The following is a 23,005-nucleotide window of genomic DNA, read 5'->3' as shown; positions in this document are numbered from 1 at the left end:
TGGAAGTCCAGCCTAGAACCTCGGGAAGTGTCATGACCGCGATGCGCACACAGCAGGAGCTCGACGACCGCTACGGCCGAGCACGCAGCGCGGGGCGCCGTCGCTGGACCTGGATCCTCGGGGGCGCGGTCGTTCTCGCCCTCATCGGCTACTTCGGATGGAACACCTACACACAGGCGGCGCAGTCCGTGGACATCGACGTCACCGGATTCGATCTCAGCGATGCTCCGCACAGCGTGACGGTCGATTTCCAGCTCACGCTGGCGCGCGGCAGCGCCGTCAGCTGCGTGGTCGAGGCCCAGGACGAGGAGCACGGCATCGTCGGATGGAAGGTCGTCTCCTACCCAGCCGACGACGCTCACAGCCGCACCTTCAGCGAGCGGGTGGCGACCACCGCGGCTGCGACGACCGGTTTGGTCCCCTCGTGCTGGATCCCGTAGGCTGATTCGACACATGCGCCCTGGCAGCTGCCGGGGCGTTTGGCATAGTGTCGGCGGCCGGTGCCGCGCACGCGCATCGACCGCCCCCATCGACAAGGAGACGACGTGGCTGAGAACACGGAGACCTTCCTCACGCAGGACGCCTACGACCGGCTCGCCGCCGAACTCGAGCACCTGTCGACGACGGGTCGCGAAGAGATCGCCAAGCGCATCGAGGCCGCCCGCGAAGAAGGCGACCTCAAGGAGAACGGCGGCTACCACGCCGCCAAGGACGAACAGGGTAAGCAGGAAGCACGGATCCGCACCCTGCAGGCGCTGCTGAAGGACGCCGTGGTCGGCGAGGCCCCGGAGTCCGACGGCACCGTGAAGGGCGGCACCGTCGTGACGGCGATCGTCGCCGGCGGCGAAGAGGTGTTCCTGCTCGGCAGCCGCGAGATCGCGGCGGGCTCCGAGCTCGACGTCTACAGCGAGGCCTCCCCCCTGGGCGCTGCGATCCTGGGCCTGGCGGAGGGCGAGAAGACCTCGTACACCGCGCCGAACGGTCGCGAGATCTCGGTGGAGATCGTCAAGGTCGAAACCTACAACGGCCAGTAGCGGCGCGCCCCGCGTCAGTCCTGTGCGACGCGGGGGCGGAAGCCTGCCTCCTCCAGAACGCTGATGACGTGGGCGCGGTGTTCTTCACCGCGGGTCTCGACACTGAGCTGCAGGATGACCTCGCTGATCTGCAGGCCCTGGCCGTGGCGCGTGTGGAGCGCCTCGATCACGTTCGCTCCGGCAATGGCGAGCAGTTCCGACACGCGCGCGAGCTGGCCCGGCCGGTCCGGCAGCGGGATCTGCAGCGTCATGTAGCGTCCGGATGCCGCCAGTCCATGCGCCACGACGCGTTGCAGCAGCAGCGGGTCGATGTTGCCTCCGGAGAGGATGACGGCCGTCGGGCCGCTCGCCGTGATCTTGCCGGCGAGGATCGCGGCCACCCCCACGGCGCCGGCGGGCTCGACGACCTGCTTCGCGCGCTCCAGCAGCACCAGCAGCGCCCGGGCGATATCGTCGTCGCTCACGGTGACGACCTCGTCGACGAGTTCGCTGATCACCGCGAACGGCGCATCACCGGGACGCGCGACGGCGATGCCGTCGGCGATGGTCGGCGTCGTGGCAACCGTCAGCGGCACGCCGGCAGCGAGGGAGGACGGGTACGCGGCGGAGTTCTCCGCCTGCACGCCGATGATCCGAACGCGTCTGCCCTCGAGGGCTGCCCGCGCCTTCACCGCGGCGGCGACCCCGGCGATCAGTCCGCCGCCGCCGATCCCGACGACGACGGTCTCGAGCTCGGGCACGCCGTCCCACAGTTCCAGACCCATCGTCCCCTGGCCGACGATGATGTCGCGGTGATCGTAGGGGTGGATCATCACGGCGCCGGTGCGTTCGGCGAACTCCGCCGCGAGCCGCAGCGGCGTCTCGACGGTCGCCCCTTCCAGCACGACCTCGGCGCCGTAGCCGCGGGTCGCGAGGAGCTTGGGGACCGGCACGCCCAGCGGCATGAAGATCGTGGCGGGGATGCCGAGCTTCTGCGCGGCCGAGGCGACGCCCTGGGCGTGGTTGCCGGCAGAGGCGGCCACCACGCCGCGTGCACGCTCTTGTGCGCTCAGACGCGACAGTCGGTAGGTCGCCCCTCGGATCTTGAACGAGCCCGTGCGCTGCAGGTTCTCGAGCTTCAGGTACACGGGCGCACCGAGCACCTCCGTGAGGTGGTCGGAGACGTCGAACGGCGTCTTCACGATGACGTCGCGCAGGACGGCGGCGGCGTCCTCGAACTCCGCCAGGGTCGGGAGGGTCACGCGGGCTTCTTCCTACTGCGGGGAACGGTGCTCCAGATGAGATCGGCCCGATCGGGTGGGGCCAGGGGATCGTTCGCGCGGCGTCCGAGGTAGACGGCGACGACGTTGATGAACGCCGCCAGCGGGACGGCGAAGAGTGCACCGGGGATGCCGGCGATCATGGCACCGCCGGCGACGACGAGTACGACGGCCAGCGGGTGGACCTTGACGGCCGAGCCCATCAGCAGCGGCTGCAGCACATGTCCCTCGAGCTGTTGGACGCCCAGGACGACGACCAGCATCCACAGCGCGATCCAGGGCCCGTTGTAGACGAGGGCGAGGAACACCGCCAGCGCACCGGTGACGATGGCGCCGACGAAGGGCACGAACGCGCCGAGGAAGACGAGCACGCCGATCGGGATGGCGAGCGGAACACCGAGGAGGAAGGCGCCGAGCGCGATGCCGGTGGCGTCGATCGTCGCAACGAGCAACTGCGTGCGCGCATACGTGACGACGGTGCGCCAGCCGGCACGGCCGGCACCGTCGACCTCGCTGCGCGCGCGCCGCGGGAACAGGCGCACGACCCAGCTCCAGATGCCACCGCCGTCGGCGAGGGTGCACAGCAGGATGAACAGAGCCAGCACCGCCCCGGTGGCGACGTGGCCGACGGTGGAGCCGACCGCCAGAGCCCCCGACCAGAGCACCTCCGCCTGCTGCTGCAGGTAGCCGCCCGCCTGGACGAGGAGATCGTCGATCTGCTGCGCCGTGAGGTGGAGCGGCCCGTCGATGAGGTACTGACGGAACTGGCCGATCGCTTCGGTGGTGCGCACCTGCACGCTCGACCACTCACGGGTGATCTGCCAGATCGCCAGCCACAGCAGCCCTCCGATCACCGCAACCGTGCCGAGCACCGACAGGACGATCGCCAGCCACCGCGGTACCCCGCGCGCCAGCATCCAGGTGAAGGCCGGCCACAGCAGCGCGGTGACGAGGATCGCCACCATCAGCGGGATCACCAGGAGCTTCAGCTGGATGACGAGCCAGATCAGGATGCCGGCCGCGATGGCGATGACCACGAACCGCCACGCATACGCCGTCGCGACTCTGAGGCCCCGAGGAAGCCCGCGGTCGATGTCGGAGGCGACCGTGCGCTCGCGCAGAGTGTCGAGGAACGACCCGCGCGGCGCGGCGCCGTGTCTGTCGTCGGTGCCGCTCATCCCGCCAGTCTAGAACTCAGAACCGTCCGCCCATTTCCTGCAGACGGGCGATGCGATCCGGGATCGGTGGATGCGTGGCGAACAGGCGCTCCATCGCACCGGGTCGAAGCGGGTCGCTGATCCAGAGGTGAGCCATCGACGTGTTCGCCTTGGCGAGCGGTCGGCCGTACTCCCCCAGCTTCGCAAGAGCAGATGCCAGGCCGTCGGGGTCGCGGGTGGTGAGAGCACTGGTCGCATCGGCGAGGTATTCGCGCCGGCGCGAGATGGCTGCCTGGACGACCGCGGCCAGCAGCGGCGCCACGATCGCGGCGACCAGGCCGAAGATGAGGAAGAAGAGCTGGGACTGGCTGTTTCCGCCGCGCCGGCCGCCCCCGAAGAAGGCCATCCGCAAGAGGATGTCCGCCACGAGCCCCACGGCGACCACGAGACCGAACACCACGAGCGTGACGCGGATGTCGTAGTTGCGGATGTGCCCGAGCTCATGCCCGAGCACCCCCTCGAGTTCACGATCCGTCATGAGCTCGAACAGGCCCGTCGTCACCGTGATCGCCGCGCGCTCTGGCGTGCGTCCGGTCGCGAAGGCGTTGGGCGCGGCATCCTCGACGACATAGAGCCGCGGCATGGGGGTGCCCGTCGTCAGACACAGGTTCTCGACGATCCGGTAATAGCGCGGAGCCTCCTCGCGCGTCACCTCCTGCGCACCCGACAGCGCGAGGGCTTCGCGGTCGGCGACGAAATACTGCACGGTCGCGTAGCCCGTGGCCCCCAGGAGCACGAACGCCGATATCCACCAGTTGTTGCCCGCGAGCCATCCCGCCGCCAGGCCGATCAGTCCGAGGACGATGATGAAGCCGGCCATGATCAGCCAGGTGTTGCGCTTGTTGCGGGCGATCGCGGAGTACATGCCGCGCGCCCGATCAGAACTGGATGCGCGGCGGCTCGGCGATGGCGGCGCCGTCGACGACCTCGAAGAACTCCCGCTCGTGGAAGCCGAGGTTGCGCGCGAACATGTTGTTCGGGAACACCTTGATCTTCGTGTTCAGCTCGCGCACGCCGCCGTTGTAGAAGCGACGGGACGCCTGGATCTTGTCCTCGGTGTCGACGATCGACTGCTGCAGCTGGAGGAAGTTCTGACTCGCCTGCAGCTGCGGATACGCCTCGGCGACCGCGAACAGCGACTTCAGCGCCTGCTGCATGTGGCCTTCGGCCACGCCGGCTTCGGCGGGTGAGCCGGCGGTGAGCGTCTCCGCGCGGGCGCGGGTGACGTTCTCGAAGACCGCCTTCTCGTGCGCCGCGTACCCCTTGACCGTCTCGATGAGATTGGGCAGCAGATCAGCGCGCCTCTTCAGCTGCACGGTGATGTCGCTCCACGCCTCGTCGACGCGCACACCGAGCGCGACCAACGAATTGTAGGTCGCCCAGAGATAGATTCCGGCGATCACCACCAGAGCGACGACGATCAGGACCGGGATCAGCCATTCCATACGACTCCCATCGACTGAGGATCATCCTATCGGCGGGAGGGGCCACGTCATCCGCCGCGGCCAGCACTCCCAGCGGTTCCCCATCTGCACAGGTGCGAGACAGACCCTCACGCGCCGAGGACGCGGTCGAGATAGGCGTTGCGGAACATGCGCGTGGGGTCGAGGCGGTCGCGCAGAGTCAGGAAGTCGTCGAAGCGCGGATACCGCTCGCGCAGAGCCGCCGCATCGAGCGTGTGCAGCTTTCCCCAGTGCGGCCGGCCGGCGTGGGCGCGCATGATCTCCTCGACGGCGGCGAAATAGGCACGGTGGTCGGCGCGCCAGTATCGATGCACGGCGATGTAGCCGCTGTCACGCGCGTAGGCCGTCGAGAGCCACCGGTCGTCCGCGGGCGCCACCCGCACCTCGATCGGGAACTCGATGCGCCACCCCGACGCGTCCACGAGGTCGCGCACCTCACGAAACGCCGACGCCAGCTCGTCCAGCGGCACGGCGTACTCCATCTCACGGAAGCGCACGCTGCGCTGCGTGGTGAACACGCGATGCGATGCATCGGAGAACCGCCGATCCCCCCACACCCGGGCGGACAGCCGATTGATCGCCGGCACGAGCGGCGGGGCGAGCCGACCGGCGCTGCACACCAGTTGGTGCACGCCGTTGCCCACGATCCGCTCATCGAGCATGCGCGACAGGGGCGACAGCGGGGCCGTCGGCGCATCTGTCGGCATCCGGGTGTTCGTCTTCGTCAGGGCGACAGTGGTGTGCGGAAACCAGTAGAACTCGAAATGGTCGACGCCGCGGACGCGCGCATCGAGGTCGTCCACGACGGCGTCGAGAGGTTCGGGCTGTTCCTGTGCGCCGAGCGCGAACGCCGGCACGCATTGGAGCGTCACGTCGACGAGGATGCCGAGGGCGCCCAGACCGAGCGCGACGGCAGGCAGCAGGTCGGGCTCGTTCTCGTCGTCGACGGTGAGCAGCTCTCCATCCGCCGTGACGAGCGTGGCACCCACGACCTGGGTCGCCAGTCCCCCGTGACCGAGACCGGTGCCATGGGTGCCGGTCGAGAGCGCTCCGGCGATGGTTTGACGATCGATGTCGCCGAGGTTCGCCATCGCGAGACGGTGGGGCGCGAGCAGCGCCGGAATGCGATGCAGTCGCGTGCCGGCCAGCAGGCGCACACGCCCGCGCTCGCGATCGACGGCGACGACACCGCTGAGGTCGCTCAGATCCAGCAGAGTTCCCGGCGCCGCCGCGATCCCGGTGAAGCTGTGTCCGGCGCCGACAGCCTTCAGCGCGCGCCCGCGAGCGCCGGCCGAGCGCGCGGAACGGCGCACCGCCTCGATCGTCGTGGGGTACTCCACCAGCTGCGGGCGCACGCTCTCGGTGCGCGCCCAGTTCTGCCATGTGCCGCCGGGCCGTGTCACAGGAAGCTCTTCCCTTCGCCGCGGTAGGTGGCGGCTTCGCCGACGAGGCTCTCGCCGAGGGTGAGCTGGTAGCGGTCGACGCGCTCGGACAGCTCACCGCTCTTCGCGTGGCGGAACCAGACCCTGTCGCCCACGCGAAGGCGGCGCGCCGACTCGCCCTGCAGGGGCGTCTGCACCTCCCCGGCGCCCTCCCGCGCGAGGGTCTTGAGCCCGGTCGGCCACACCGGGCGGGGCTGGCGAGAGGCGACGGGCGGGCCCGATGCGATCCATCCGCCTCCCAGGACGACGGCGATGTCCTCGAGCGGCTTGCGCACGACCTCGAGCGCGAAGGCTGCGGCGGGCGCCGGCATGAAAGCGCGGTAGCCGTCGAACAGGTGACCGGCGAGCAGCCCGCTGCCGGCCGTCGTCTCGGTGACGGCCGGGTCGGCTGCCGTGTACTCCAGTGAGCCAGTGCCGCCGCCGTTGACGAACTCCAGGTGCGTGATCTCACGCAGCCCCGCCACGATCGCTCCCCGCCGGGCGACGAGCTCGTCCCGTGATTGGTGCTGCATCCAGCGGATGACACCGTCGCCGGAACCGGTGTGGTCGGGTTGTCCGGCGATCTGTGCCTCGTACATCATCAGGCCGACCAGCTCGAAACCGGGACGGGCGACGATGGAGCGCGCAATCCGCACGACTTCCGCCGGTTCGTGCACGGGCGAGCGACGCACGCCGATGTGGCCCAGCACGGGTGCCCGCCACGATGCGTCCGCGTCGATCGCCACGCGGACGCGCGCGCGAGCAGACGGGGCGGCGACGGCATCCACCACGTCCAGCTGCGCAGGGTCGTCGATCATCAGGGTGACCCGACGCGCGAGGTCGTCGTCGTGGACGAGCCGCTCCAGCGCCGCCCGGTCGACGCTGGGATATCCGAGCACGATGTCGTCGTGCACGCGCGCGAGCCAGAGCGCCTCGGGAAGCGTGAAGGCGAGGATGCCGCGGTAACCCCCGATCGCGAGGGTGGCGTCCAGGACCTCACGGACGCGGATCGACTTGCTGGCCACGCGGATCGGCACACCCGCGGAGCGGACCACGAGATCCATCGCGTTGAACCGGAGCGCATCGAGGTCGATGGCGGCCACGGGTCCGGACACTGCCGAGACCGCGGCCGATCGTGCCGTCCAGAACGCGGCCGGATCATCCCAGTCCCGGCCGTGATGGGGGCGAAGGCCCAGGAGGTCCAGGCTCATCGGTTCGGGCTCCTTCGCTCGTGAGGGCACCAGCCTAGATGACACGCGGTGTCATCGACAGTGGAACTCGAGGGATCTTTCGGCCGGCTGACGCGCATCGGCGGGAGTACCCCCGGACGGACTCGAACCGACACTGAAGCGATTTTAAGTCGCCTGCCTCTGCCATTGGGCTACGGGGGCCCGCTACAAGGGTAGCGACGCCGCACGCACGAAACCCCCACACCGCCGGGGCGGGTGGGGGTTCGTGACGCGCGAACCGCGGTTCAGCTAGCGGCGGTGGCCTTCTCCTCGACCTTGGGCTCGGCCGCACCGGTCTTCTCGGCGGCGACGGACTTCGGGTCGATCGCCGGTGCTGCCGGTGCTGCCGCCGGAGCCGCGGGGCGCGGACGGGAGGCGAACTCCTCGAACACGTAGCGCGGGTTCTGGACGGTCTGCAGCGACACGTTGTCGCGGCGGAGCCAGAAGTTGTGCCACCAGTCGCCGATCACGCGCCACTTGCGCTCCCACGAGGGCATGGCCAGACCGTGGTAGCCGCGGTGCGCGCACCACGCGATGAAGCCCTTGAGCGCGATGTTGCGCGACTGGAAGACGCCGTTGTACAGGCCGAGGCCCGCGACAGCGCCGAGGTTGTGGTGGATGTACTCGCGCGGCAGCTCGTCGCGCAGGACGGCGACGAGGTTCTTCGCGAGCAGCTTCGCCTGACGGACGGCGTGCTGCGCGTTGGGCACGCAGTAGCCGCCGACGCCCTTGCCGGTGAGGTCGGGGACGGCCGACACGTCGCCGGCAGCCCACGCGCCCTCGACGACCTCGTCCGCCGTTCCGACACGCAGGTCGGCACGGGTGCGGATGCGGCCGCGCTCCTCCACCGGCAGGTCGCTGCCCCGCACGACGGTGGGGTTGGCCATGACGCCGGCGGTCCAGATGATCAGATCGGTCGGGATGACCTCACCGGTGGACAGCTCGACGTTGCCGTCAACCGCGCCGGTGACCTGGGTGTCGAGGTGCACGTTCGCACCCCGCTTCGCGAGGTCCTTGAGCACCCACTCGCTCGTCTTCAGCGACACTTCGGGCATGATGCGCCCCATCGCCTCGACGAGGTGGAAGTGCGTGTCCTCGAAGCGCAGCTGCGGGTAGTCCTTGAGGAGCGAGGAAGCCAGAGCGCGCGTCTCGGCGAACACCTCGATGCCCGCGAATCCGCCACCGACGACCACGACGGTCAGAAGGCGGTCGCGCTCGGGACCGGCGGGCAGGTTGGCCGCACGGTCGAAGTTGGTGAGGATGCGGTCACGGACGGCGACGGCCTCCTCGATCGTCTTCAGGCCGATCGCGTTCTCGGCGATGCCGGGGATCGGGAAGGTGCGCGAGACGGCGCCGGCGGTGACCACGATCTGGTCGTAGTTCTCCTGCCACGGCTCGCCTTCGGCCGGAGTGATCGTCGCGGTGCGCGTCGCGTGGTCGATTCCGGTCACCTTGGCGGTGACCACACGCGTCTTCTTCAGGTGGCGGCGCAGGCCCACGATGACGTGACGAGCTTCGATCTCACCGGCCGCCACCTCGGGCAGGAAGGGCTGATACGTCATGTACGGCAGCGGGTCGACGATCGTGACCTCGGCCTCACCCTTGCGCAGGTGCTTCTCGAGCTTCCATGCGGTGTAGAAGCCGGCGTAACCGCCGCCGACGATGAGGATCTTGGGCACGGCACGCGCGGCCGTACTGGTCTCTGTGTGAGTCACAGGTGGAAGCACTCCTTGAATCAACGGCTCGGAGTACGAGGTGCGCGCTCCGATCTGATGCGCCGGGCAGCAGCAGTGACACCGAGCGCGACCAGTATAGCCGTCAGGGTCACCCCCACGAGCGGCACGGTGCCGTAGAGGAGGGTATCGATGCTGGGCAGCAGCGGGGACCTTCGCTCGAGGGTCTCGGCCGCCGGCAGCTGGTCGATCGTGACCGGAGTGGACGTCGGTGTGGGCTGGGGGCCGGCGTCGGCGCGACGGTACAGCCGGATCCAGTCGGAGAGGCTTCCCATCGGGTTGCTGTCGACGCTTGGGACCGACGCGCTCACCGCGGCGTTCGCATCGATGAGCCCGTAGCCGTACTTCTCGTCGGGCACCTTGGTCGCCGCGGCGGCCGGCCGCGCCGTCTTGATGATGCGGTTGATGACGTTGTCGGCATCCAGTTCTGGATGGGCCGAACGCACGAGCGCGGCGATGCCGGCCACGATCGGCGCGGCCCCGCTCGTGCCGTCCCAGACGACGAGCTGCCCGTCGGCGGAGACGCCGAGCAGCTGCTCGCTCGGCGCGGAAATGCCGATGGTGATGCCCTGCGTCGAGGCCTGTTCGCTGGCAGCGCCGGCACGGTTGACACCGCCGACGGTCAGCACCCCGGGGATGGTCGCCGGCGCGCCCACCTCTTCGGTACCGCTGCCCTTGTTTCCGGCGGCCACCACGACCACGACGTCGTGGTCGAACGCGTATTGGAAGGCATCGTCCCACGACGGGTCCCAGGTCAGGGTGTTCGTCGTGAACGAGAGGTTGATGATGTCGGCGCCGTGATCGACGGCCCACTTCATCGCATCGGCGACCTGCTGCACGAACGGCACCGAGGATGCCGCGCCGAATCCGATCGACAGCGAGAGCAGATTCGCCTCGGGGGCGACGCCGATCATCCCAGTGTCGGCACCGGTTCCGCGGGCGGCCGCCAACGAGGCCACCCAGCTGCCGTGGTTGGCATCGACAGCCCCGACCGGGGTGCGCCCGTCCGACGACCCGGCTCCGGAGAAGTCCGCTCCCCCGACGACCGCACCGGAGAACTCGACCGGGGATCGGCCGATGCCGGTGTCGATGACAGCGATCGTCACCCCCTTGCCGCGGGTGGTCTGCCAGGCCTGCCGGATGCCGTACTCGTCGAGCCAGTACTCCGCCGCGCGGGCGGGATCGCCCGTTCCCGGCGGAGGTGCCGTCGCGGCGAGGGCCGACGGCCCGGCGGGAGCCGTCGGGGCAGGGTCGCCAGCGGCGACGGCGACCGCGGGAATGCTCGCCGCACCCGCCGCCTGCCCGCCCAGCGCGATCAGCACGGCCGCGACGACGGCGACGACACGCCGCCGCCGAGCGCTCACACCGCGCTCCGCGGCTGGGCGCACGTGCAGCGCTCGGGCGACCACTCGGCGCGCGCGAGCGCGAGGTCGCCGATCGGGTTCACGCCGGCTCCGGCGGCCAACGCGTGCCCCGCCAGGGCATGCAGACACTTCACCCGCGTCGGCATCCCGCCCGCGGAGATGCCGGCGATCTCCGGCACGTCGCCGTAGACCGCTCGATCGGACAGGTACGCCTCGTGCGCCGCCAGATACGCGGCGGCGACGTCCTCATCGTCGGCGAGCAGGGCGGCCAGCTCGGGCATCACCTGGTTCGCCTCCAATGCCGACATCGCGGCCGTCGCCCCGGGATGGGTGAGGTAGTAGAACGTGGGAAACGGTGTGCCGTCGGGAAGCCGCGGTTCTGTGGCGACAACCGTCGGGTTGCCGCAGGCGCAACGCGCCGCGATGCCGACGACGCCACGCATCGGACGCCCCAACTGGGACCGCATGGCCTCGAGGTCGGCGGCGGAAGCGGGGCTGAGAGGGGGATGCGGCACCCGTCAAGGCTACCGGGGCGCGCTGACCGACCGCTGGATCAGCCGGCGGGCGCGGCCGGGGGCACCGCCGCCGTCTGAGCCAGACCTGCCCCGGCGACCGAGCGCACCAGCTGCGCCATCCAGTCGGTGCGGGTCTCCTGCACCTGAGCGCTCGCGGCGGCCTGCGTCGGGGGCATCGCGGTGGCGGGCAGATCGTTGTCGACGAGATAGACGACCTCGCCGGGTCGCACGTAATACAGTCGCTCCCGCGCCTGGGAGGTCACGTACGCAGGGTCGTTCCAACGGTTCTTCTGCTGCTGCAGGGTCGCCACATCCGCCTCGCTCACCTGAACCGAGTGCGCCAGCGCCGCGATCTGCTGACGCTGGCCGAGATACGTGCCGACCGTGGGCACCAGCGTGAAGACGGCCAGCACGACCAGGCCCAGCATGATCGCGGTGAAGGCCGAGAAGCGGATGCCGCCGGCCCAGGCGCGCACGTCCACACGGCCCGACCCCCGGCGTCCGCCCGACGTGCGGGACGCGGAAGAGGGAGCCGGCGCAGTGCGCACGGCTCCCTCTCTCGTCATGGGACCAGCCTACGTGGCACGCGGACGTGCGACGGAAGGCGCCCCGAATCGCTCAGCGAATCTCCAGCGGCCTCAGGCCTTGAAGCGCGGGAACGCGCCGCGACCGGCGAAGACCGCGGCGTCGCCGAGCTCCTCCTCGATGCGCAGCAGCTGGTTGTACTTCGCGACGCGCTCGCTGCGGGCGGGCGCGCCGGTCTTGATCTGACCCGCGTTGACCGCGACGGCCAGGTCGGCGATGGTCGTGTCCTCGGTCTCACCGGAGCGGTGCGACAGCATCGAGCGGTAGCCGTTCTGGGTGGCCAGCGAGATCGCGTCGAGCGTCTCGGACAGCGTGCCGATCTGGTTGACCTTCACGAGCAGAGCGTTCGCGACACCGAGGTCGATGCCCTTCTGCAGGCGCACCGGGTTGGTCACGAACAGGTCGTCACCGACGAGCTGGACCTTCGAGCCGATGGCATCGGTGAGGTGCTTCCAGGCCTCCCAGTCGTCCTCGGCGAGGGCGTCCTCGATCGTGACGACCGGGTAGTTGGCGACGAGGTCGGCGAAGTAGTCGGTCAGCTTCTCGGCCGACCAGGCCTTGCCCTCGACCGTGTACACGCCGTCCTTGTAGAACTCGGTCGCGGCGACATCCAGACCGACGGCGACGTCCTTGCCGGGCGTGAAGCCGGCCTTCTCGATCGCCTTGATGAGGAAGTCGAGGCCCTCGCGGTTGCTGGGCAGGTCGGGCGCGAAGCCGCCCTCGTCGCCGAGGCCGGTGTTGTAGCCGGCGGCCTTCAGCTCGCCCTTGAGAACGTGGTAGACCTCGGTGCCCCAGCGGAGGGACTCGCCGTAGGTCTCCGCACCGATGGGCGCGAGGAAGTACTCCTGGAAGTCGATGCCGTTGTCCGCGTGCTCGCCGCCGTTGATGACGTTGAACAGCGGCACGGGCAGGACGTGCGCGTTGGGTCCGCCGAGGTAGCGGAACAGCGGGAGGTCGGCGCTGTCGGCGGCGGCCTTCGCGACGGCCAGGGACACGCCCAGGATGGCGTTGGCGCCGCAGCGCGACTTGTTCTCCGTGCCGTCGGTGGCGATGAGGATCTCGTCGATGACGCGCTGCTCGCTCGCCTCGACGCCCTCGATGGCCGGGCCGAGCTCATCGATGACGGCGGTGACCGCCTTCAGGACGCCCTTCCCGCCGTACCGGCTCTTGTCGCCGTCGCGCAGCTCGTACGCCTCGAAGGCGCCGGTGGACGCGCCGGAGGGGACGGCCGCGCGCTGGACGATGCCATCGTCGAGCAGCACCTCCACTTCGACGGTCGGGTTGCCACGCGAATCCAGGATCTCGCGTGCGCCTACAGCCTCGATCAGTGCCACAGGGGACTCCTTGCTTGTGGAGGATAAATCTCGGAGCGTCACGGGTGTGTTCCCGCTCCGCGTTCGAGTCTAGTGACCCGGGTACCGCCGCCATACGTCGGGCACCGGATCAAACGACCAGCGCGAGCGCGATCCCGTCCCAGCCCTTCGCGTCGAGCGTCTGCAGCGCCGTCGCCGTGAAGCGCGGATCGTCTCGAAGCATCTCCAACCCTGCACGCACGCCGCGCACCTGAGGGTTCTCGTCCTCGGCATCCGCCACTCGGCCGCCCCGGACCACGTTGTCGATGACGACGAGAGTGCCGGGCCGGCCCAGTCGCGCCGCCCAGTCCAGGTACACCGTGTTGGATTCCTTGTCGGCGTCGATGAACACGAGATCGAACGGGGCCTCCTCCGCCAGGGTGGGCAGCACCTCCGCACCGCGTCCGATGCGGATCTCGACGCGCTCCCCCACTCCCGCACGGTCGATGCTCGCGCGCGCCACGTCGGCGTGGCGCGGCTCCGCCTCGATCGTCACGACACGGCCCTCGTCGGGGATGCCGCGGGCCAGCCAGATGGTCGAATACCCGCCCAGCGTCCCGATCTCGAGCACGCGGCGGGCGCCGCTGACCCGGGCGAGCAGCCACAGGAGCTTGCCGCCGGTGGGCGCCACCTCGATGGCGGGCATGCCGGCCGCGCGCTGGTCGGCGACGGCAGCGTCGAGCATGGCATCCGCGCCGATCAGCGCATCGACGAGATAGCGGTCGACCGCGTGGGCCGCAGCGAGGGAAAGGTCCGTCATGCACCCAGCAAACCCGCTCGGTGCGGAGGGGTCAACGGCGGGTTCATCGCTCGCGGTCGGTGCGTTCGCGCTCGGCCGACAGCAGCGCCGCATCCGTCTCGGCGTCGTCGACGGTCACGGTGAAGACCTTGCCACCGGTGCGGTGGACGCGGATCCCCGCTCCGGCACGCAGCACGACGCCGAAGCCTCCGCCCGGCGCCCAACGCAGACCCCAGCCGCCGTACTCCCCCATCGGGCTGACCTCGACGACTTCGACCCGCTCGATCTCGGCGACGGGAACGTGGAACCGAGGGAAGCCCGTCGCGGAGGTCACGGTCAGCCCCGTCTCGTCGACACGGACGTGGAAGACCGCGGTCGCAGCGATGACGGCGGCCATCACGGCGATGAGGAGGGCGAGGATCGTCGCGACCGTCGCGCCGGCGCGGACCGTGAGGGTGATCACGGCGACAACGACCAGCAGAGCCCACGCCGCACACAGCACGACCACTCCCGCCCGCGCGAGGTGGACGCTGCGCAACCACACCGCCCGCTCCCCGTCGGTCAAGGGCGGATCCATCGTCGCGATGCTCCCCGTCGCGGGCAGACGCACATCGGGCTGGACCAGCCAGCCGGCGACACCGACGCCGATCGCGATGAGACCGGCCAGGACGAGCCACGGCAGCAGGGACGGCCCGGCAGCGGCATCGGCCAGCCCGCGCTGGATCAGCACCGACGACGTCATCAGCACGCCCGCGCCGGCCGACATCGCCGCCGCGAGGGCGCCCATCAGCCGATAGGTCGGGCCGCGATCGCCCCGGCGCAGCCCGTTCACAGCGGATGCCGCGATCAGCAGGGGCACACCGAGACCCACCAGCACGGTCGCCAACACCGTCACCCACGGCGCGCCGAACCCGTCGGGCGCGCCGTCCGCGCCCCAGTGGATCGCGATCGGGTCGGGCAGCGCATCGCGGGCGCCGAGCTGCAGCAGCACGGCGCCCGCGATGACGACGACCGGGACCGCGACGGCGACGAGGACGAAGCGGGAGACGGCGCGCGGTCGTGGCGTGGTCATGGTGACTCCTCGGAGTCGGACGTGTGGTGGATCAGGGCGGCGAGTGCCTGCCGGGACAGCCCGCGCTCGCGGGCGCGGGCGACGATGTCGGCGATGTCGGGCTGCAGCTCAGCCAGACGGTCCGCCGCCGCCGTCACGACGGCTCCGCGACCACGATGCATCGAGACGAGCCCCTCGTCTCGCAGCTGCTGATAGGCGTGGAGCACCGTGTGCAGGTTGATGCCGAGGGCCGACGCCACCTCGCGGGCCGAGGGCAGGCGATCACCGGGGCGGAGGCGACGTGCGACGGCATCCGCCCGGACGGATGCCGCGATCTGTGCGAACAGCGGCACGTCGCTCGTCGCGTCGGTGCGGATCAGCATGTCGGTCTCCCGACAACAATTCTATGACAAATAGAACAGTTTGCGTAGGGAAGAATCGCGACGGCCCCCCGACTACCCCCGAGCGCGCACGCCCTGGGCGAGCGCCGCGACGATCTCCGGGAGCAGCGCATCCGCCGTGCGCCGGTAGCCGAGTGCGCTGGGGTGGAAGCGATCGACGCTGAACATGTCGTCGGGGTTCTCGATGAACATCGCACCGACAGCCCGGCGAAGTGAGACGACGCGGGCTCCGGCCCGGCGGGCCGCAACGGCCTGCGCGTGGGCGAGCTGTCGCGAGGCCTGAGCCCCCAGCGCCCGCAGGGGCTGGGGCACGGGTCGCAACGCCCCCAGGTCGGGACAGGTGCCGACGACGACGGACGCACCTGCGTCGCCCAGGCGCCGCACGGCCGCCTCGAGATCACCCGCCGCCTGCGAGACCGGCGTGCGATGCGTCACGTCGTTGCCTCCGACGATGATGACCGCGGCATCCGCCCGATAGTCCGGGGGAAGGCGATCGAGCTGGTCCGCGAGATCCTTCGACTCGGCACCCACCACCGCGACGGTGCGAAGGCGCACCGGCCGATGCAGGAAGTCGGCGAGGCCCTTGGACAGCCGCGCCCCCAGGACGTCTTTGGGCCGCTGCGCGCCGAGGCCGGCCGCGATCGAGTCACCCAGAACCAGCAGCTCGAGCGGCGCGCCGGCGAGCTTCGGCCGCCACACGCGGTCGGCCTCCACCGCGCTCTCGCCGAGCGGCTTGCCGATGCGCAGCCGCGCGAGGGCGGCCTGACGCGTCAGCACGCTCCGCGCGGCGAACGCACCGGCCACGACCGCGCCGGCGAGCGCCGCGCTCGTCGCCACGCGCGGGCGGAGAGCACGCCGACGGTGCGAACGCGATGCCACGGACAGATCACACTCCCCCCGGGTGAACGACACGCTCCCGTCGGGTGGACGGAAGGTGACGGGCCGTGCCCTGCCACGGACGCCGGGCTCAGCGATGCCCGCGCCCGGCCGCTGCCGTGAGGACGAGCGCGACCGCGAGAACGCCGCAGGCGAGGACGGCGTCCAGCACGAAGCCCGCCACCACCTCCTCGCGCCCGCTCCACCCGGTCGCCGTCGTGACGGCCCCGATCGCGATGACGCCGGGCGAGAGCGCGAGCTGCTGGACGGTGCTGAACATGCCGCCCGACAGACCCGCCGCCTCGACGGGGACCTCCCGAACCACCGCCTGGGTCAGCGGCGAGAACACGAGCGCCTGCCCCGCGCCGAGCAGCACGAGCGCAGGCTGGACCGACCAGATCAGCGACGGCCCCCACGCGATGAACGAAACGAGGAGGAACCCGACGAGGGCGATCAGTTGCAGTGCCACGCCCCAGACGAGAGTGCGCACGCCGAGCCGGCGTTGGATCGGCACGAGCGAGAGAGATACGACCGCGAACACGACCGCGAACGGTGGCAGGAGCAGCCCCGCCGTCAGATGACGAGCCTCTGGACGGGCGAGGCCGGCGGACAGCGAGTGGTCTGGTTCCGCCCGCAGGATGCGGCGACGGCGCGCCGACTCGACGTGCTCGCCCGCTACGCCGCCGAGGAGCCGGTGCTGTCCGGATCGACCCCCGCGCCGTCTCAGCCGAGCGGCTTGATCTCCAGCGCGTCCGGCGCCTGACCCGCCGCCACCGTGGCGAAGGACGTGTACCCGTCGGCGGCCGCGCGCTCCAGCAGCGCCTTCAGGTTCTTCGTGCGCTGCTCCACACGCACCCGCGCCCCCTCGGCGACGAGTGCGGCCTTGAGCGCGAGGAGCTCCCCCACCGGCACGTCGCGCTCGTGCACGAGGACGATGGCCGACATGCCCGCGTCGTCGGCATCCTCCAGGAGGTCGACGATGCGCTCGAAGCCGAGGGAGAACCCGACCGCCGGCACCTGCTGGCCCAGGAAGCGTCCGATCATCCCGTCGTAGCGACCGCCCCCGCCGAGCGAGTACGTGACGCTCGGGTGGGCGAGCTCGAAGATGGTGCCGGTGTAGTACCCCATCCCACGCACGAGGAACGGATCGAAAACGAGCGGCGCGCCCTGCGCGTCGTCCGCAGAGACCCCGCGGGCCGCCGACACCGCCGCGCCGATCGCCACGAGGTCGGCCACGATGTCTGCGGGCGCCCCCTCGGGCAGCGCCTTCAGGATCTGCCCCTCCCCGTACGGACGGTACTCACGCGTCTGCGGTCGACGCAGGAACGCGTCGAAGGCGTCGACGGCGTTCGGCGTGGCGCCCCGCTCACGCAGCTCGGCGGCGACGCCCTCGGCACCGATCTTGTCCAGCTTGTCGATGGTGATGAGCACGCCGGCACGCTCCTCCTCGGCGAAACCGAAGCTGCCGAGCATCCAGTCGAGCACGCGGCGGTCGTTGATGCGGATGCTGCCGCCGACCAGACCGAGCGCATCGAGCGCGTCGAGGCTCGCAACCAGAAGCTCCGCCTCGGCGCGGCCGGTGGCGTCACCGATGATGTCGATGTCGCACTGCACGAACTGGCGGTAGCGCCCCTTCTGCGGCCGCTCAGCTCGCCACACCGGCGCCATCTGAATGGAGCGGAAGACCGTCGGCAGCTCGGCGCGGTGCGTCGCGTAGAAGCGCGCCAGGGGCACGGTGAGGTCGTAACGCAGGCCCAGGTCGCTGAGCGCGGCCGCGTCATCGGCTGCGGCGCGAATCGCGTCCGCATCCAGTCCACGCTTGAGGACGTTGAAAGCGAGCTTCTCATTGTCGCCGCCGATGCCCGCGTGGAGCCGGTCGTAGTCCTCCATCACCGGGGTCTCGATCTCATCGAACCCGTGCGCGCGGTAGCGCTCACGGATGACGGCGAGCACGCGCTCGCGACGGGTCTTGTCGGCGGGGAGGAAGTCGCGCATTCCGCGCGGCGGGTTCACGGATGCCACGCGATCATTCTTCCAGGTCGTCGGATGCCGACGAGGCCTCGACGGCCCTCACCTCGTCCTCCAGGCCTCGGATCCTGACCCGAAGCGCCCGCTCGGCATCCCACCCACGCTCCTGCGCGAGCGACACGAGCCCGAGCAGCGCCTCCCCCAGCTCCTCCTCGCTCTGGGCGCCCACGGGCCCCCGGTCCTGCCCACCGGGCGTGCGAGACGACGACAACGGGAGCGCGGCGGCGCGGCCCAGCAGCTTCTGCGCCAGCGCGAGGGAGGGCATGTGGGCCGAGACCCCGTCGAGCACGGATCGCCGGTCGCGCTTTTCGGCGGACTTCGCGGCATTCCAGTGGACGAGCACCTCTTCGGGAGTGGTTGCGACGGCATCCCCGAACACGTGCGGATGCCGCCGGATCATCTTGTCGGCAAGCGCGTCGGCGACGTCGTCGATGTCGAACGGATCCTCCGTCGCGTCCGCGGCCACCGCGGCGTGGAACAGCACTTGCCAGAGCAGATCGCCGAGCTCTTCGCGAAGGTCCGCGCGCGTTCCCGCCTCGACCGCGTCGATCAGTTCGGCCGACTCTTCCACGAGGTACGGCACGAGATCCTCATGCGTGATGCGCGCCGACCAGACACATCGCTCCCGTACCGCCGCCATGACGTCGGCGGCGCGTCGGAGGGCGTCGGTGCGGGGGGCGATCGGCGCAGGATCGATCGGACTCAGACGGTCGCCGTGTTCCGGCGTCGATGATGCCATGCCCGCCACGATACGAGGATCCCGGCGATCACGAGCGAGATCGCCGATCCGGCGAGCACGCCGAGAGTGGCCTGATCGCGGATGTCGGGAGCCCCGGAGAACGCCAGCTCGCTGAGCAGCAGCGACACGGTGAAGCCGATACCGCCGAGGGCGCCCGCCGCGACGAGGTCGCCGCCGGCGAGCCGGTCGGTCTTCGGAACCCGCAGGAGGTGCTGCGCCAGGGCACCCGCCACGGCGATGCCGATGATCTTGCCGACGGGCAGGGCGACCAGAACGCCCCAGAAGGCCGGCGAGAGCTCTCCGGCAGACACAGCGGGAATCGCGACGAGGGCTGCGCACAGCGCGAACAGCGGCAGCACGATCGCGTTGACCCACGGTTCGATGGCGTGACGAGCCCGCAAGGCGGGCTGCTGGGCCATCGTCAGCCCGAGGACGACCCCGGCGATGGTCGCATGCACGCCCGACTCGTGCACCGCGTACCAGGTGCCGATCGCGCTCACGATGAGCCCGACGATGGCGACCGGCCGGGCACGGGTGTCGAGGAGCCGACTGCAGGTGGCGAACACGACGACGAACACCAGCGCGAGCAGCATCATGGCGAAGTCGACATCCGCCGTGAACAGCACCGCGATGAAGACGATGCCCACGATGTCATCGAGGATGGCCAGCGCGAGGAGGAAGATGCGGACACCGGAGGGCAGACCGCGGCCGAAGACGGCGAGCACCCCCAGCGCGAAGGCGATGTCGGTGGCTGTGGGAATCGGCCATCCGGCACCGGTCGCCTGTCCGCCCGCGATGAGCAGATACAGCGCCACGGGTACGAGCACGCCACCGGCTGCCGCGATCGCAGGCAGGACCGCGCGTCGCGGGGACGCCAGCTGACCGCTCGTCAGCTCGAACTGCAGTTCGACCGCGGCGACGAAGAAGAAGACGGCGAGCAGGCCGTCGGAGATCCAGTGGCGCACGGACAGATCGATGACACCCGGAATGCCGATGTGCACGTCGTCGGCGACGGCGAAGGCGATCGGCGCGGCCGCACTATTGGCCAGCACCAGGCCGATCGAGGCGGCGACGAGAAGCAGAACGGCGGGAAAGCGGGCAGATCGCAACAAGGACACGGTCACTCCGGAGGGTCGACGAACGGGACTTGCCGACCAGGCTTCCCGGCACACCGTCCGACGACGCGCAGAGCATACGGAGCCGTCGCGTCGCAGTCGGGGTGTCATAAAACGTCGTCACCCCGCCCTGTCAGCCTACCCCGTGACAAATGTGAAACACCGTGCCATTACCGTGGTCTCATGCGCGAACTCACCCGAACCGAAGCGATCGACCTCGTCGGCCGCGATGAGGCCGAGAACGAACTGCCGGAGCGCCTGCGCGCCGACGTGCGGATGCTCGGGGCTCTGCTCGGTCGTGTCCTGCGCGAAAGCGGCTCCCCCGGGCTCTACGAGGACGTCGAGCGACTGCGCCTGGCCACCATCGCCGCATACAGCGATGAGTCAGCGGAGGCCTTCGAGCGGGCGGCGCAGATCGCCGAGTCCTTCTCCGTGGAGCGCGCCGACGAGGTCGCCCGTGCGTTCACGGTCTACTTCCATCTCGTCAACCTCGCCGAAGAACACCAGCGTGTGCGTGTCCTGCGCGAGCGCGACGGGCGCCCTGAGCGAGAGGACGCGGCCGACTCGGTGGCCGCGGCCTTCGTGCGCCTGGCGGCGGAGGTCGGCGACGACACCGCCCTCGCCCGTCTGCAGGCGATGCGCTTTCACCCCGTGTTCACGGCTCATCCCACCGAGGCGCGCCGTCGCGCGGTGTCCACCAGCATCCGACGTCTGGTGACTCTGCTCACCGAGCGCGATGCCTCGCTCGACGGCGGCGCGGACGAGCGGCGTGCGGAGCGGCGCATGCTGGAGGAGATCGACACGCTCTGGCGCACGGCGCCGCTGCGGGCGGAGAAGCCGACGCCGGTCGACGAGGTGCGTGCCATCATGGCAGTCTTCGACGAGACTCTCTACACGGCCGTCCCTCACGTCTACCGGCGCGTCGACGATGCGCTGCAGGGACCCGCTGCCGGCGGCCGGGCACCCGTCATCCGTCCCTTCGTCCGCCTCGGCACGTGGGTGGGCGGCGACCGCGACGGCAACCCGTTCGTGACCGCCGCCGTCACGAAGAAGGCCGCGTCGATCGGTGCGGAGCACATCCTGCTGGGCCTGGAGCGCTCCGCCGTGCGGATCGCCAAGACGCTCACGCTGTCCGAGGACACGACCCCGCCCACCGCGGAGCTGCTCGGCCTGCTGCAGCGTCTGGCGGACGCCGACGAGGACGGTGCGGCGGATGCCGCCAAGCGCGCCAAGGTCGAGCCGCACAAGCGCACGATGCTGCTGATCGCCCGTCGGATCACCGCCACACGCAAGCGCGACGCCGATCTCGCGTATCGCGACCCCGACGCGCTGCTGGCCGATCTGCGCACCGTGCAGCAGTCCCTCGTCGATGCGGGTGCCCCACGCCAGGCGTACGGACACCTCCAGCAGCTGCTGTGGCAGGTGGAGACGTTCGGCTTCCACCTCGCCGAGCTCGAGGTGCGTCAGCACTCCGCCGTCCACGCCAAGGTGCTCGCCGAAGCTGCCAGCGGTGAGCCGCTGAGCACGCAGGCGGAGGAGGTCCTCGAGGTCTTCCGCACGATCGCGCAGATCCAGAACCGCTACGGACCGCGCGCCGCCGGCCGCTACATCGTCTCGTTCACGCAGTCCGCCGCCGACCTCGCCGCCGTGCACGAGCTCGCGCGCCTGGCGGTCGGGCCCGGGGGCACCGTTCCGGTCCTGGACGTGATTCCGCTGTTCGAGACCTTCGCCGATCTGCAGGCCGCGCCCGGCATCATGGCCGAGATCGTCGATCACCCGCAGTTCGCCGCACGACTGGAAGCCACCGACCGGCGCCTCGAGGTCATGCTCGGATACTCGGATTCCTCGAAGGACGTCGGCCCCGTCGCCGCCAACCTCGCGCTCTACGAGGCACAGGCGAAGATCGCCGCGTGGGCCAAGGAGTCCGGCATCCACCTCACCCTCTTCCACGGACGCGGCGGCGCGCTCGGTCGCGGCGGCGGACCGGCCAATTCGGCCATCCTGGCGCAGCCTCCGCACTCGGTCGACGGACGGTTCAAGCTCACCGAGCAGGGCGAGGTGATCTTCGCGCGCTACGGCGACCCCAACATCGCGATGCGTCACATCGACCAGGTCGCCGCCGCCGTCCTGCTCGCTTCGGCTCCGTCGATCGAAAAGCGCAATAGCGCCGCGGCCGAGCGCTACGCCGAGGTCGCGGCGACGATGGATGCCGCTTCGCGTACGCGGTTCTTCTCGCTGGTCAAGGCCGACGGATTCGCGTCGTGGTTCGCGACCGTGACGCCGATGGAGGAGATCGGTCTGCTGGCGCTGGGCTCACGTCCCGCTCGACGCGGCCTGTCGGTCGAGTCCCTCGAAGACCTTCGCGCCATTCCCTGGGTCTTCGCATGGTCGCAGGCCCGCATCAACCTGGCCGGTTGGTTCGGTCTGGGCTCCGCGCTGGAGGCCGTCGGAGATGTCGACCTGCTGCGTCGGGCGTACGCCGAGTGGCCGCTGTTTCGCACCGTCATCGACAACGTCGGCATGAGCCTCGCGAAGGCCGACGGTCGCATCGCGCGCCGCTACCTCGACCTCGGTGACCGCGCGGATCTGGCCGACCTCGTCGTGGAGGAGCTGCAGCTCACCGGCGACTGGGTCGTCCGCATCGTCGGGGGTGACGAGCTCCTGTCGAACAAGCCCGTCCTGCAGCGCGCCGTCAAGATGCGCAGCCCGTACGTCGATGCGCTCTCGCTGCTCCAGCTGCGTGCCCTGCGGACGCTCCGCACGGGCGAGCACGACGAGGCCGACCTCCCGCAGTGGCAACGCCTGCTGCTGCTGAGCGTCTCCGGCGTTTCGGCCGGACTGCAGAACACGGGGTGATCGCACCCCGATGACGACCGCCGCGGGG

Annotated in this window: 23 protein-coding genes and 1 tRNA gene; 4 read left to right on the top strand and 20 right to left on the bottom strand. The window is 70.4% G+C overall.

Annotated elements, in window-relative coordinates; genetic code table 11:
• Nucleotides 1-32 precede the first annotated feature (32 nt).
• Nucleotides 33-440, top strand: coding sequence for a DUF4307 domain-containing protein (locus AS96_RS01445; RefSeq protein WP_005052566.1), 408 nt, complete (start codon nt 33-35; stop codon nt 438-440).
• A gap of 105 nt (nt 441-545) precedes the next feature.
• Nucleotides 546-1,034, top strand: a complete 489-nt coding sequence (gene greA, locus AS96_RS01440; RefSeq protein ID WP_005052563.1) for a transcription elongation factor GreA — start codon at nt 546-548, stop codon at nt 1,032-1,034.
• Nucleotides 1,035-1,048: 14 nt separating this feature from the next.
• Here the strand turns inward: greA and ilvA are convergent, their stop codons facing one another.
• The 17 genes from ilvA to AS96_RS01355 form a co-directional block, all read right to left on the bottom strand.
• Nucleotides 1,049-2,275 carry a threonine ammonia-lyase gene (ilvA, locus tag AS96_RS01435; protein ID WP_005052561.1) on the bottom strand — a complete coding sequence of 409 codons (1,227 nt, stop codon included), beginning with the start codon at nt 2,273-2,275 and terminating at the stop codon, nt 1,049-1,051.
• Nucleotides 2,272-3,471 (bottom strand): AI-2E family transporter, encoded by a 1,200-nt coding sequence (locus AS96_RS01430; RefSeq protein WP_036284828.1) that lies wholly within the window; start codon nt 3,469-3,471, stop codon nt 2,272-2,274. Before AS96_RS01430 ends, ilvA begins: the two co-directional genes overlap by 4 nt.
• Before the next feature lie 16 nt (nt 3,472-3,487).
• Nucleotides 3,488-4,375: a M48 family metalloprotease gene (locus AS96_RS01425; RefSeq protein WP_036284825.1), complete on the bottom strand. Its 888-nt coding sequence runs from the start codon at nt 4,373-4,375 to the stop codon at nt 3,488-3,490.
• Nucleotides 4,376-4,388: 13 nt separating this feature from the next.
• Nucleotides 4,389-4,955, bottom strand: a complete 567-nt coding sequence (locus AS96_RS01420; protein WP_005052555.1) for a LemA family protein — start codon at nt 4,953-4,955, stop codon at nt 4,389-4,391.
• A 107-nt stretch (nt 4,956-5,062) separates the two neighbouring features.
• Nucleotides 5,063-6,376 carry a D-arabinono-1,4-lactone oxidase gene (locus tag AS96_RS01415; RefSeq protein WP_036284822.1) on the bottom strand — a complete coding sequence of 438 codons (1,314 nt, stop codon included), beginning with the start codon at nt 6,374-6,376 and terminating at the stop codon, nt 5,063-5,065.
• Entirely contained in the window at nt 6,373-7,605 is a 1,233-nt protein-coding gene (locus AS96_RS01410; RefSeq protein ID WP_051498711.1) for an alanine racemase, read from the bottom strand. Before AS96_RS01410 ends, AS96_RS01415 begins: the two co-directional genes overlap by 4 nt.
• Before the next feature lie 107 nt (nt 7,606-7,712).
• A tRNA-Leu gene (locus AS96_RS01405) sits at nt 7,713-7,785 on the bottom strand.
• A gap of 83 nt (nt 7,786-7,868) precedes the next feature.
• Nucleotides 7,869-9,338, bottom strand: coding sequence for an NAD(P)/FAD-dependent oxidoreductase (locus AS96_RS01400; RefSeq protein WP_005052548.1), 1,470 nt, complete (start codon nt 9,336-9,338; stop codon nt 7,869-7,871).
• A gap of 20 nt (nt 9,339-9,358) precedes the next feature.
• Nucleotides 9,359-10,720 (bottom strand): S8 family serine peptidase, encoded by a 1,362-nt coding sequence (locus tag AS96_RS01395; RefSeq protein WP_051498715.1) that lies wholly within the window; start codon nt 10,718-10,720, stop codon nt 9,359-9,361.
• On the bottom strand, nt 10,717-11,187 hold the full coding sequence (locus tag AS96_RS01390) for a DUF501 domain-containing protein (RefSeq protein WP_036284884.1): 471 nt from the start codon (nt 11,185-11,187) through the stop codon (nt 10,717-10,719). The genes AS96_RS01395 and AS96_RS01390 overlap by 4 nt, the downstream gene beginning before the upstream one ends.
• A gap of 86 nt (nt 11,188-11,273) precedes the next feature.
• A complete protein-coding gene (locus AS96_RS01385) occupies nt 11,274-11,801 on the bottom strand; it encodes an FtsB family cell division protein (protein WP_036284816.1) in 528 nt (175 codons plus the stop codon).
• Between the two features lie 72 nt (nt 11,802-11,873).
• Nucleotides 11,874-13,154 (bottom strand): phosphopyruvate hydratase, encoded by a 1,281-nt coding sequence (eno, locus tag AS96_RS01380; protein ID WP_005052537.1) that lies wholly within the window; start codon nt 13,152-13,154, stop codon nt 11,874-11,876.
• 109 nt (nt 13,155-13,263) lie between these two features.
• Nucleotides 13,264-13,932, bottom strand: coding sequence for an O-methyltransferase (locus AS96_RS01375; protein ID WP_036284813.1), 669 nt, complete (start codon nt 13,930-13,932; stop codon nt 13,264-13,266).
• A gap of 43 nt (nt 13,933-13,975) precedes the next feature.
• Nucleotides 13,976-14,983, bottom strand: coding sequence for a DUF1648 domain-containing protein (locus AS96_RS01370; RefSeq protein WP_036284811.1), 1,008 nt, complete (start codon nt 14,981-14,983; stop codon nt 13,976-13,978).
• Complete coding sequence (locus tag AS96_RS01365; RefSeq protein ID WP_036284808.1) at nt 14,980-15,345, bottom strand: GntR family transcriptional regulator; 366 nt, start codon at nt 15,343-15,345, stop codon at nt 14,980-14,982. The genes AS96_RS01370 and AS96_RS01365 overlap by 4 nt, the downstream gene beginning before the upstream one ends.
• Nucleotides 15,346-15,417: 72 nt before the next feature.
• Nucleotides 15,418-16,200: an SGNH/GDSL hydrolase family protein gene (locus AS96_RS01360; protein ID WP_036284805.1), complete on the bottom strand. Its 783-nt coding sequence runs from the start codon at nt 16,198-16,200 to the stop codon at nt 15,418-15,420.
• Nucleotides 16,201-16,330: 130 nt separating this feature from the next.
• Entirely contained in the window at nt 16,331-16,780 is a 450-nt protein-coding gene (locus AS96_RS01355) for an MFS transporter (RefSeq protein ID WP_036284802.1), read from the bottom strand.
• Between AS96_RS01355 and AS96_RS01350 the strand changes: the two genes are divergently transcribed.
• Nucleotides 16,742-17,002 carry a hypothetical protein gene (locus tag AS96_RS01350; RefSeq protein ID WP_231477032.1) on the top strand — a complete coding sequence of 87 codons (261 nt, stop codon included), beginning with the start codon at nt 16,742-16,744 and terminating at the stop codon, nt 17,000-17,002. The two genes, AS96_RS01355 and AS96_RS01350, sit on opposite strands and share 39 nt — an antisense overlap.
• On the opposite strand, the gene AS96_RS01345 is transcribed toward AS96_RS01350, so the two are convergent.
• The 3 genes from AS96_RS01345 to AS96_RS01335 are packed head-to-tail and all read right to left on the bottom strand — an operon-like array spanning nt 16,963 to nt 20,124.
• Complete coding sequence (locus AS96_RS01345; RefSeq protein ID WP_016464670.1) at nt 16,963-18,234, bottom strand: histidine--tRNA ligase; 1,272 nt, start codon at nt 18,232-18,234, stop codon at nt 16,963-16,965. The two genes, AS96_RS01350 and AS96_RS01345, sit on opposite strands and share 40 nt — an antisense overlap.
• Before the next feature lie 31 nt (nt 18,235-18,265).
• Nucleotides 18,266-19,006: a MazG family protein gene (locus AS96_RS01340; RefSeq protein ID WP_016464669.1), complete on the bottom strand. Its 741-nt coding sequence runs from the start codon at nt 19,004-19,006 to the stop codon at nt 18,266-18,268.
• Nucleotides 18,970-20,124: a Na+/H+ antiporter NhaA gene (locus tag AS96_RS01335; protein WP_016464668.1), complete on the bottom strand. Its 1,155-nt coding sequence runs from the start codon at nt 20,122-20,124 to the stop codon at nt 18,970-18,972. Before AS96_RS01335 ends, AS96_RS01340 begins: the two co-directional genes overlap by 37 nt.
• 180 nt (nt 20,125-20,304) lie before the next feature.
• On the opposite strand from AS96_RS01335, the gene AS96_RS01330 reads away from it, so the two are divergent.
• On the top strand, nt 20,305-22,977 hold the full coding sequence (locus AS96_RS01330; protein ID WP_016464667.1) for a phosphoenolpyruvate carboxylase: 2,673 nt from the start codon (nt 20,305-20,307) through the stop codon (nt 22,975-22,977).
• Nucleotides 22,978-23,005 lie beyond the last annotated feature (28 nt).

Source organism: Microbacterium sp. MRS-1 (assembly GCF_000585455.1).
GTDB lineage: Bacteria > Actinomycetota > Actinomycetes > Actinomycetales > Microbacteriaceae > Microbacterium > Microbacterium laevaniformans.
This window is presented reverse-complemented; position numbering and strand designations above follow the sequence as displayed.